Below are 8,691 nucleotides of genomic sequence, written 5' to 3'. Positions count from 1 at the left end.
TTCACAGAGGGCCAGACCGAGCCGCGCCGAATTTGAGAAAGCCTCGTCGCCTACGGCTCCTCGTCTTTCTCAAATTCGCACATATAACCTTCGTCATATTTTTTCGGGTGAAGTGTCACACATCATTGACGACTCTACAAATTTTCATATAATTCTGATTTTTTTCTAAAGTCCGACCTGCGAAGCGATCCTTACAATGAATAACGAGACATATCCGGCGTAAAAGCCGGCGCGTCGCCTTATATAAGGTATCGTAAGCCGTACCGATATAGATTTTATTATGATTTGTCATATTTGTCAGCCGTTTTGTGCAGAATATTTATAAAAACTTGTGAGGGGGTCATATATGTTTTCAGTACGTACCGATCTGGCGCTTGAAGCGCATGAAGCCGAAATGATGAACGGAGGCGAAATAGAAGGCGTTGTCTATAATGAGTCGCACCGTGACGGATATGCCGTAAAGAGAGTGATGATACAAAATGAAAACGGCGCAAGGCGTATGGGAAAGCCCGTAGGAAATTATATCACGATAGAAGCGCCGGATCTCAGGAGAGATCAGGCGCCGTTATACAGGCCGGTAGCTTATGCGCTGAAGCGCGAGCTTTTGGAAATGATGCGTCTTTTGCAGGATGACGCCGTTATGGTAATAGGGCTCGGAAACAGGCGCATAACGCCGGACGCGCTCGGCCCGCGAACTGCCGACAAGCTGCTTGCAACGCGTCATCTCGTTATGGGAGGAGCGCGTGACTTTAAAAACAGTTTCAGAAGCGTATGCGCGTTTTCTCCCGGCGTTTTGGGGATAACCGGGATAGATACGACGGAGCTTACGGAAGTGCTTACAAGGGCGATAAAGCCGGCTTTGGTAATAGCGGTAGACGCGCTTGCGGCAAGAAGCGCGTCAAGACTGGCGGCAACGTTCCAGCTTTCGGACACGGGTGTATCTCCCGGCAGCGGAGTAAGCGGAAACGAACGTGAGATATCAGAGTCGGCTCTGGGCGTGCGCGTTATATCTATAGGCGTACCGACAGTTATGGAAGCGGCGGCGCTTGCGGCGGATGTAGCCGACGTTGGGCGCGAGGACGCCGCAAAACGCATGGAAGGCTTTGATCCGAATATGTTCGTCACCCCCAACAATATAGACGTGTTGGTGGAAGCCGCTTCTTCGATCATTGCATTGGGTCTCAATTGCGCGCTTCATCCTGCATTGTCGCCGCAGGAGATAGAATCGCTTATGAGCAACTGACGCTTATTAAAAAAATATTCATATTTTGTTCTTTAAATATTTATTTTTTCTTTTCGGTGTGCTATAATTTAAAAAAACCGCAAAGGAGAGATAAAAGTGTTTAAGGAATTCAAAGAATTCATTATGCGAGGCAACGTAATGGATATGGCAGTCGGCGTTATGGTCGGCGCTGCTTTCCAGAAGATAGTTTCTTCGCTCGTAGATGATATTATTACTCCGCTTTTGAGCCCCATTACGGGCGGTATTTCGTTTAAGGATCTCGGCGTGGTGATAAGCCCTGCCGTTATGGACGGCGAAGAGATAATAAAGCCTGAGGTCGTTTTCGCCTACGGCTCGTTTATTCAGTCTATTATAGACTTTATACTCGTGGCGCTGTGCATATTCCTTATCGTCAAGGCTATAAATAAGCTTAGAGACCGTGTAGACGGCGAAAAGAGAGCTGCTGCGGAAGCTGCCGCAAAGGCTGCCGCAGAGGCAGAGGCTGCAAAGCTTACGCGCGATCAGGAACTCCTTACCGAGATACGCGACCTCTTGAAGAAAGAAAGCTAAGCTTTAAATCGGCTTATCTAAGCGCCTGCGTGACATTGCTGCCGCGGGCGCTCTTTTTTGCGCAGATCATATAAATAAAAAGAAAAACCGCCGACCCTTTAAAAGGATCGACGGTTTTATTTTTGTGTGGTGCGGCAAGTTGGGGGCTTGCCGCTGGAAGGGATTTTGTTGAGAGCGCGGCTGCCGAACCGCTCTCTCTGGTTTTTGGGGGAGGCGGGAATCGTTTTTCCCGATTACCATATAGGCAACTGTTCAAATAAAGCATATTGTGCTTTATTTAACAATTACATTATAAGCGGTCAATTTATATTTGTCAATCAAAAAAGTATATATATTTCACTAAAGATAATGACAAATAAAGCGAGGTTTTGTGTAATAATACACAAAACCTCGCCCAAACCTTAGAAAAACATTTTTCTATCTGTAACTGTTGACCATGTCGCCAAGCGTTTTCAGCGTCTTGCTTACATTCTTTTTGATGGCGTAAGAAGCTTTGCGGTTCTTGCTCAGAGACATTCCCACTACGCTGCCAATAACGATCCCGGCGGCGCAGCCTGCGCCGAATTTACCTAAACTCATTTTATTACCTCCCGATAAATTTATCGCATATATATTTTCTTTCGGCGCCGTGAAAATATGCGGCGAAAAATTTTCAAAAAATGAGTCATACTCTCTTTTGAGAGCATGACTCACATAATATACGTTATTTAATTCTTTTTAGTCGATAACGCGCACGCTTATAATGCCGTCGAGAGAATTCAAGGGCTCAATCGACTTGTCGGGCACCTTCGTGTCAACGTCAAGTATCGTGTAAGCGTAATTGCCGCGCGAACGGTTTATCATATTTTCAATATTGATATTCTCGCCTGCAACTGCGCTCGTAACGCCGTTTATGACCTTGGGAATGTTCTTGTGGATCACGCAGATACGGCTCTTGAAGTTCTTGGGAAGGTCTACGTTAGGAATGTTCGCAGAGTTCCTTATAATGCCGTATTCGAGATAATCTGCGACCTGGCGCGCCGCCATGCTTGCGCAGTTGTTCTCGGATTCGGGCGTCGATGCGCCCAAGTGAGGCACGCAGATGGTGTTTTCCATTTCAATAACTTCTTTGCTCGGGAAGTCGGTAGCGTAGCGCGCTACGATCTTCTTTTCTATCGCTTCCTTTAAGTCGGCCGTATTGACGAGATCGCCGCGGGCAAAGTTGAGTATGCGCATACCGGGCTTCATGATGCTGAAAGCGTCCGCATTTATCATGCCGCGCGTTTCGGGGGTCGAGGGAACGTGCAGCGTGATATAGTCGCATTCCTCGAATATCTTTTTGAGCGAGGTCACGTGGCGTACTCGCTTGGAAAGTCCCCAAGCCGCGTCAACGGAGATGTACGGGTCGTAGCCGTAAACTTCCATGCCGAGGTGATGAGCGGCGTTAGCTACGTTTACGCCTATCGCGCCGAGACCTATAACGCCGAATCTTTTGCCCTCGTATTCGGGGCCGACGAACTGGGACTTGCCCTTCTCTACCTGCTTCGCTATATCGCCGTCGGATTCCTTAAGCGTCTTTACCCATTCGATACCCTCGATTATGCGGCGCGAGGAAAGACCGAGCATCGTAACGATAAGCTCCTTAACGGCATTCGCGTTAGCGCCGGGAGTGTTGAATACGACGATACCTGCTTCGGTGCACTTGTCTATCGGAATATTGTTAAGGCCTGCGCCCGCTCTTGCGATAGCCTTGAGCGAGGAGGGCAGCTCCATGGAGTGCATGTCCGCGGAGCGAACGAGTATTGCGTCGGGGTTTTCTATGTCTTCGCCGTAGGTGTATTTTTTGGGTTCGAGCTGGTCAAGACCGGCGGAGGATATCTTATTTAAAAGCTTTATCTTATACATTTGCGTTCTTCCTTTCAAAATCTTTCATAAATCCAACGAGTGCGGCAACGCCTTCAACGGGCATTGCGTTGTAGAGGCTTGCGCGCATGCCGCCTACGCTTCTGTGTCCCTTTAAGTTCACAAAGCCGGCTTCGGTCGCTTCTTTTATAAACTTTGCGTCCATTTCCTTGTCGCCCGTTACGAACGGAATGTTCATAAGTGAACGGTACGGAGCCGAAACTGTAGGCTTAAAGAGCTTCGAGCTGTCGAGGAAGTCATAAAGCATACCGGCCTTCTGCTCGTTTATCTTCTTCATTGCCTCAAGTCCGCCGAGCTCTTTTATCTTTTCAAGAACAAGCTTGCAGATGTATATAGCGTAGGTGGGAGGCGTGTTGTACATGGAACCGTTGTCGGCGTGAGTCTTATATCTGAACATTACGGGCACGTAAGGCTCTACGTCCTCGCGTATGAGGTCCTCACGGATTATTACGACGGTAAGACCCGCGGGGCCCATGTTCTTCTGAGCGCCTGCGTAGATGAGCGCATACTTAGAAACGTCAACAGGCTCGGAGAGTATGCACGAGGACATATCGCATACGAGATCCTTGCCGCCCACGTCGGGCTCGCCCGTAAATTTCGTGCCGTATATCGTATTGTTATAGCAGAAGTGAACGTAATCTGCGTCCTTATCGAAATCTTCGGGCTTCGTTTCGGGGATATAAGTATACGTCTTGTCTTCGCTTGATGCTACTACGCGGCAGTCGATGAATTTTTTCGCTTCCTGGAAGGACTTTTTAGCCCAAACGCCCGTCTGGATATAATCGGCCTTGCCGTTCTTCTTTAAGTTCATCGGTATCATGGCGAACTGAGACGATGCGCCGCCCTGTAAAAAGAGCACCTTATAATTGTCGGGGATCGACATTACTTCTCTTAAAAGCGCCTCTGCGCCGTTTATTATATCTTCAAACCACTTTGAACGGTGAGACATCTCCATAACCGACATTCCGCTGCCGTTCTGATCCATCATTTCATCGGCAGCCTTTTTTAAAACGTCTTCAAATATGACTCCGGGACCGGCGGAAAAATTATATACTCTGTTATTCATGTTCGACCTCCGTAGACTGTTTTCTCAAATGTTTTTTATAAATATCCTTATGATAATACAAAAATATTATACTCCACTGTGATTTTAAAAGTCAATCAAATTACCGTCCAAAACGTGCGCGCAGCATAAGTTTGTGAATATTACATATATGTAATACGTATAGAAAGCAGTTTCGATATAAATTTAACAATCGCGGCGCCCGTTCTTTTAACGTAAAGAGCCGCGCACATTTTTTTGCGCGCGGCTCTTTAACTGTATTTGATTAAAACGGAAGCTTTTGCTTTTGGCTGCTAAGGAGCAAAAAAGCATTGCTTTATAAGCATATATCTATATATTGTGTTTGTCAAGTAAAAATTTAAATACTTATGACAATATATCGCAGCAGGTTTTAAGTAAATTTTTTCTTGAAGACTGGCAGAATATGTAGTATAATTATAAAAAACCGAAATTAAGGGAGCAGAAAAATGGCAGTTACAGAAGTTTACAACAACATTTTCCGCGCGGATATACCTTTGCCGGGCAGCCCGCTTAAAAGCCTCAACGCTTTTATAATAAAGGGCGATTATATGATTGGCGAGAGGAACCTGCTCATTGACACGGGCTTTAATACGGAGCCGGGCTATAACGCCATGATCGAGGCCTTCGTTGAGATAGGCGTCGTAAAGCAGGACACGGATATGTTTCTTACGCATCTTCATGCCGACCACGTGGGACTTGCCGGAGAGCTCAAGACTCCCGAGAACAAGGCCTTCGCAAGCCCGAAAGACGGCCGCGTTATGGCTAATGCGAAGAACTCGAAGTTCTGGGATACGCTTGAGACCGACTCCATAAAAATGGGCTTTCCGCCGGATCAGATACTGAAATATACCGATCACCCCGGCTACGCGCACAACAACAAGGTGGAATTAAATGTCGAGATAGTGACTCCCGGCACGAGGCTTCGCTACGCGGGATACGACTTTGAGGTTATCGATCTTGCGGGTCATACGCCCGGTCAGATAGGCCTTTACGAGCCCGTTCACAAGCTTTTGTTCGCGGGCGACCATATACTCAACAAAATAACGCCCAACATTACATATTGGGGCGACGATTTCGACGCGCTGGGCGTTTATATAAAGAATTTGAAGAAGGTGAAAACGCTTGATATAAAACACGTTTTCACGGCTCACCGCAGCCCCGTGGAAAACGTATACGAGCGCATTGACCAGCTTCTCGCCCATCACGACAGGCGTCTCGGCCTTTGTATCGATATGTTAAAACAGAAGCCGCGCACCGTTTATGAGATATCGCACGGACTCAACTGGGATTTCGGCGGCGGAGATTTTTCCAAGTTCCCGATAACGCAGAAGTGGTTCGCCGCAGGCGAGGCTTACGCTCATATGGAGCACCTTTATCACACGGGCGTAATAAAAAAGAACATGGAAAACGGAGTATATATATACAGCCTTTAAAGAAATAAAAATCATATAAACATCGTTTGCTATTGACAGAACGTAAAATAATGATTACAATATAATCTGCAACTACATGTAGTTGCAGATTATTATTTTTGAAATATATGACACAAGATATAGACACATATGTGGGGGTAAGGGAAACATGATAATAAAGGAAATAGTCAAGCGCGACGGACGCAGGGTGCCTTACAGCGCAGAGAAGATATCCAGCGCTATCCATAAGGCAATGCTCGCCTGCGGACGCGACGACCTTGGGGAATGCGATCGTCTTACGCATCTTGTCGAGTCTGAGCTTGAGGACCATTTTGAACATTCCGCGCCGGGCGTGGAGCAGATCCAGGATATAGTTGAGCGCGTGCTTATGGCAAACGGCTATGCGAGAGTTGCCAAGCAGTATATATTATATCGCGCGAACCGCACAAAGGTGCGTGAAATGAACACCGTGCTTATGAAGATATACGAGGAGCTTACCTTTGCAGACGCTGAGGAAAGCGACATGAAGCGCGACAACGCCAACATAGACGGCGATACCGCCATGGGAGTCATGCTCAAATACGGCTCCGAAGGCGCGAAGGAGTTCTATGTAAAGTATATCCTGAGACCGGAACATACCGAGGCGCATAAGAACGGCGATATACATATTCACGACCTCGATTTTTATACGCTTACCACAACATGCTGCCAGATAGATATAAAGAAGCTGTTCGCCGGCGGCTTTTCCACGGGACACGGGTATTTAAGAGAACCTAACGATATTCAGAGCTACGCTGCGCTCGCCTGCATAGCGATACAGTCGAACCAGAACGACCAGCACGGCGGTCAGAGCATACCCAATTTCGATTACGGCCTTGCGGACGGCGTTGCAAAAACGTTTGTAAAGCGCTATTCCCAGGCCGTTGCGAACGCCGCAGACCTACTCTCTGAAGGCAGCGGCATAGACGACCGCACTATAAGAGATTTTGCAAAAAAGACGTTTGAGGAAAAGGGTATCCGCCCGTCGCTCGTACAGTCTGAGGAATATACAAAGCTTGAACACGAGTATCTCATGTCGTTTTTAAAGGACGAGGAGCTCACGTCGAAAATACAGGGTTACGCACACGAGCGCGCCGTTAAAGAGACTGACCGCGCGACTTATCAGGCCATGGAAGCGCTTATCCACAACCTTAACACCATGCACTCGCGCGCAGGCGCGCAGACGCCGTTCTCGTCTATAAACTACGGCATGGACACGTCTCCCGAAGGACGCATGGTAATAAAGAACGTGCTTCTTGCCCAGGAAGCAGGCCTGGGATTTGGCGAGACGCCGATATTCCCGATACACATATTCAGAGTCAAGGAGGGCGTCAATTACAATCCGGGCGAGCCGAATTACGACCTTTTCCAGCTCGCGTGCAGAGTCAGCGCGAAGCGCCTTTTCCCGAACTTCTCGTTTATCGACGCGCCGTTCAACAAGCAGTATTATAAGGAGGGGCGTCCGGAGACGGAGATATCGTACATGGGCTGCCGCACGAGAGTTATGGGCAACGTATACGATCCCGAGCGCGAGATATCGTTCGGACGCGGGAACCTGAGCTTCACTTCGATAAACCTTCCGCGTATAGCTATACGCGCCAATAAAAATATCGACTTCTTCTTTGAGGAGCTTGAAAGAAAGATGGATCTCGTTTCCCAGCAGCTTCTCGACCGTTTTGAAATACAGTCGAAAAAGCGTGTGAGGAATTATCCCTTCCTGATGGGACAGGGCATATGGATCGATTCCGACAAGCTCGGAAGAAAAGATTACGTGGGCGAGATATTAAAGCACGGCACTCTGTCGATAGGCTTCATAGGTCTTGCCGAAACGCTTGTGGCATTGACGGGCAAGCATCACGGCGAATCTATAGAAAGCCGCAACCTGGGACTTGAGATAGTCGGCTTTATGCGCCACTATCTCGATGAAAAGAGCAAGGAGATGGGTCTTAACTTCAGCCTGCTTGCAACTCCCGCCGAAGGCCTTTCGGGGCGTTTCGTTCGCATAGATAAAAAGAAATTCGGCATAATTCCGGGCGTTACCGACCGCGAATATTACACCAACAGCTTCCACGTGCCGGTCTACTATAATATAAGCGCGTTTGATAAAATACAGATAGAGGCTCCTTATCACGCGCTTACCAACGCCGGTCATATAACTTACGTTGAGCTTGACGGAGACACGGCGTCCAATATCGAGGCGTTTGAGAGCATAGTGCGCGCGATGCACGACGCAGGCGTGGGCTACGGTTCGATAAATCATCCCGTTGACCGCGACCCCGTTTGCGGCTATACGGGAGTAATAGGCGACGAGTGCCCCGGATGCGGCCGCCACGAAAACGACGTTCTTCCGGAATTTGAGCGCATACGCAGAATAACGGGATATCTCGTGGGAACGCTTGAGCGCTTTAACGACGCAAAAGCGGCGGAAGAACGCGACAGGGTAAAGCATACGGGAGCATAAA

General features: G+C 48.1%; 7 protein-coding genes. 4 read left to right on the top strand and 3 right to left on the bottom strand.

All coding sequences use genetic code 11. The annotated features are described in order from the left end of the window. The first annotated feature begins 346 nt into the window (after positions 1 to 346). Entirely contained in the window at positions 347 to 1,243 is an 897-nt protein-coding gene (locus tag IJG50_05695) for a GPR endopeptidase (GenBank protein MBQ3379346.1), read from the top strand. 96 nt (positions 1,244 to 1,339) lie between these two features. Further along, a complete protein-coding gene (gene mscL / locus IJG50_05690; GenBank protein ID MBQ3379345.1) occupies positions 1,340 to 1,792 on the top strand; it encodes a large-conductance mechanosensitive channel protein MscL in 453 nt (150 codons plus the stop codon). A gap of 417 nt (positions 1,793 to 2,209) precedes the next feature. Here the strand turns inward: mscL and IJG50_05685 are convergent, their stop codons facing one another. From IJG50_05685 to serC, 3 genes are all read right to left on the bottom strand, one after another. Then, complete coding sequence (locus tag IJG50_05685; protein MBQ3379344.1) at positions 2,210 to 2,371, bottom strand: hypothetical protein; 162 nt, start codon at positions 2,369 to 2,371, stop codon at positions 2,210 to 2,212. A gap of 138 nt (positions 2,372 to 2,509) precedes the next feature. Next, the gene (locus IJG50_05680) at positions 2,510 to 3,676 is read right to left on the bottom strand and encodes a phosphoglycerate dehydrogenase (protein ID MBQ3379343.1); all 1,167 of its coding nucleotides are present in this window, start codon (positions 3,674 to 3,676) and stop codon (positions 2,510 to 2,512) included. After that, complete coding sequence (gene serC / locus IJG50_05675) at positions 3,669 to 4,760, bottom strand: 3-phosphoserine/phosphohydroxythreonine transaminase (protein MBQ3379342.1); 1,092 nt, start codon at positions 4,758 to 4,760, stop codon at positions 3,669 to 3,671. The genes IJG50_05680 and serC overlap by 8 nt, the downstream gene beginning before the upstream one ends. A gap of 464 nt (positions 4,761 to 5,224) precedes the next feature. On the opposite strand from serC, the gene IJG50_05670 reads away from it, so the two are divergent. Together IJG50_05670 and IJG50_05665 are read left to right on the top strand one after the other, a co-directional pair. Beyond that, on the top strand, positions 5,225 to 6,211 hold the full coding sequence (locus IJG50_05670) for an MBL fold metallo-hydrolase (protein MBQ3379341.1): 987 nt from the start codon (positions 5,225 to 5,227) through the stop codon (positions 6,209 to 6,211). Positions 6,212 to 6,362: 151 nt separating this feature from the next. Continuing rightward, complete coding sequence (locus IJG50_05665; protein ID MBQ3379340.1) at positions 6,363 to 8,690, top strand: anaerobic ribonucleoside triphosphate reductase; 2,328 nt, start codon at positions 6,363 to 6,365, stop codon at positions 8,688 to 8,690. Position 8,691: the final 1 nt, after the last annotated feature.

The organism is Clostridia bacterium (assembly GCA_017405765.1).
In the GTDB taxonomy this organism is placed as follows: domain Bacteria; phylum Bacillota; class Clostridia; order Oscillospirales; family RGIG577; genus RGIG577.
This window is presented reverse-complemented; position numbering and strand designations above follow the sequence as displayed.

What these genes read in the sequence shown, in the direction of transcription:
- IJG50_05695 (MBQ3379346.1), top strand. Translation starts at nt 347, where the DNA reads ATGTTTTCAGTACGTACCGATCTGGCGCTTGAAGCGCATGAAGCCGAA.
- IJG50_05685 (MBQ3379344.1), bottom strand. Translation starts at nt 2,371, where the DNA reads ATGAGTTTAGGTAAATTCGGCGCAGGCTGCGCCGCCGGGATCGTTATT.
- IJG50_05680 (MBQ3379343.1), bottom strand. Translation starts at nt 3,676, where the DNA reads ATGTATAAGATAAAGCTTTTAAATAAGATATCCTCCGCCGGTCTTGAC.
- serC (MBQ3379342.1), bottom strand. Translation starts at nt 4,760, where the DNA reads ATGAATAACAGAGTATATAATTTTTCCGCCGGTCCCGGAGTCATATTT.
- IJG50_05670 (MBQ3379341.1), top strand. Translation starts at nt 5,225, where the DNA reads ATGGCAGTTACAGAAGTTTACAACAACATTTTCCGCGCGGATATACCT.